Origin of the sequence: Streptomyces sp. NPDC059787 (genome assembly GCF_042732315.1) — a bacterium.
Lineage (GTDB): Bacteria > Actinomycetota > Actinomycetes > Streptomycetales > Streptomycetaceae > Streptomyces > Streptomyces atrovirens.
The window spans coordinates 1-1941 of record NZ_JBHWHX010000108.1 but is presented as its reverse complement, the minus strand read 5'-3'; the positions used below and the strand labels follow the sequence as shown (position 1 = coordinate 1941).

The following is a 1941-nucleotide window of genomic DNA, read 5'->3' as shown; positions in this document are numbered from 1 at the left end:
CACCGCCGAGTAGCCGAGGGGGATCTCACCCCTCGGCTCTCACAGATCCGTGCGTAACAGTCTCCCGTTACACGGCTCTTGCCGTTCTGATCACCAACCTGACGCGGCCACCGTCGTGCAGCGCCAGTGCGCGAACATGCGGGGATACCGCTGAGCGATCTCCCGCAGCTTCGCAAGGGCCTTCCGCAGCGGCGCAAGCCGTTCGTACTTCTGGCGGATCCAACGCACCAAGTAGGCGTTGACGCGCTTCCAGAAACGGGTCAACTCGCTCGGCCTGAACCGGCCGTAGTAGTTGATCCACCCCGCCACCACAGGATTAATCCTGCGGGCGAGGTCGGTGAAGGATAGATCCGAGCGCGTATGCAGGTGCCAGGACCGCACCTCGCCGCTGATCTTCTTCAGAGCGTCCTTGCTGATACCGGGGTCGAACGACAAGAAGAGCTTGCCGTTGCGATCCTGACTGCACCTGGCCCGGAACGTGAACCCGAGGAAGGTGAATGCCGTGGCTCCGAAGGAGCCCCGACGCTTCCCGTCCTTGCAGTACACGATCCGGGTCTTGTCCGGATGCAGTCGCAATCCGACCTCGGCCATCCTGTTCTCCAGAGCGGACAACACCTTGTTGGCCTGCCGCTCCGAGACGCAGTGCAGCACCGCATCGTCTGCATACCGCTCGAACCAGACGGTGGGGAACTCCCGGTCCATCCAGAGGTCGAACGCATAGTGCAGGAACAGGTTTGCCAGGACAGGCGAGACCGGAGCCCCTTGCGGAGTGCCGCACTCGCGGTCCATCAGGGAACCGTCGGGCATCTTGAGCGGTGCAGCAAGCCACCGCTCCACATACAACTTCACCCAAACGGCGTCAGTGTGAGCTTCCACCGCCTTGACGAGGAGGTCCCAGGGCACGCTGTCGAAGAACTTGGCGATGTCGAACTCCACCACCCAGTCCCGCTTCCGACAGCGTTCCCTGCAACGCTCCACCGCGTTCAGCGCAGACCGCCCGGGCCGGTATCCAAAGGAATCCTGGTGGAAAACAGGCTCCACCCTTCGCATCAGATGACGAGCCACAACAGTCTGAGCCACCCGGTCGGCAACAGCCGGAATGCCGAGCATTCTCATGCCACCGCCATGAGGCTTTGGAATCTCCACCGCCTGCACAGGAGGAGGGAAATACGAGCCCGATGACATCCGGTTCCAGACCTTATAGAGGTTGTTCCTCAGATCCTTCTCGAAGTCGTCGATGCTCTGCCCATCCACTCCGTGCGCACCCTTGTTCGCTCTGACTTCCTCCCACGCCTCCTTGACTTCCCACTTCGAGATATCAAACGGTTTGGCTGGTGACTTCAACTGGTCCATCGGACTCCTCCCGGACAGCTCCGGTTGATACGACACACTCAGTCACGAACGACCCGGTCCCTTCGCTCCACCCCCGTTACAGGGGCTTCACCACTACTACGAACCGGTCCGCCGGCATGTCCCGCCTCGGTACTCAACCCCTCACGGTTTCGGCCGCTTGGAGCTCTCCCTCTCGCCCGCCCACAAGGGCGGACAGTGTCGGGACGTGCCTTCTCCTGTTCCATGCGAAAGCAGCAGACTGGGCTCACGTCACCTGCATGCCGGACATCGCCTGGCCAATAAACGGGCACCCGCCAGACTTATCCCGGAGCTGGGTATACGCCCCGGTTTTGATGTCATCTGAAGGTCTTACGACACGTCAGCAGTGATTCGTTTGCACTCGTCTTCCCAGTCCCCACCTGACACCTCTTGGATGCCTTTTCCTCATCGCTCACCACGACGGTCTTCAGCCAACGCAGCATGAGGCGGTTTGAAGCCTCCCCCCGCAGGGCGACTTCGAAGGGCCATACCTTCATCTCTCGCACAGCATCGCTTCCAGGGATTGCCCTACAAACAGATCCCTTTCCGCGTTCAGGACACAAACACCCA

At 61.1% G+C, this 1941-nt stretch carries 1 protein-coding gene; it reads right to left on the bottom strand.

What is annotated here, in order from left to right; translation table 11 throughout:
• Positions 1–90: 90 nt before the first annotated feature.
• Entirely contained in the window at positions 91–1353 is a 1263-nt protein-coding gene (ltrA, locus tag ACFV5H_RS37770) for a group II intron reverse transcriptase/maturase (RefSeq protein ID WP_385199182.1), read from the bottom strand.
• Positions 1354–1941 lie beyond the last annotated feature (588 nt).

Coding starts and splice junctions, on each gene's coding strand:
- ltrA (WP_385199182.1), bottom strand. CDS start 1,353: ATGGACCAGTTGAAGTCACCAGCCAAACCGTTTGATATCTCGAAGTGG.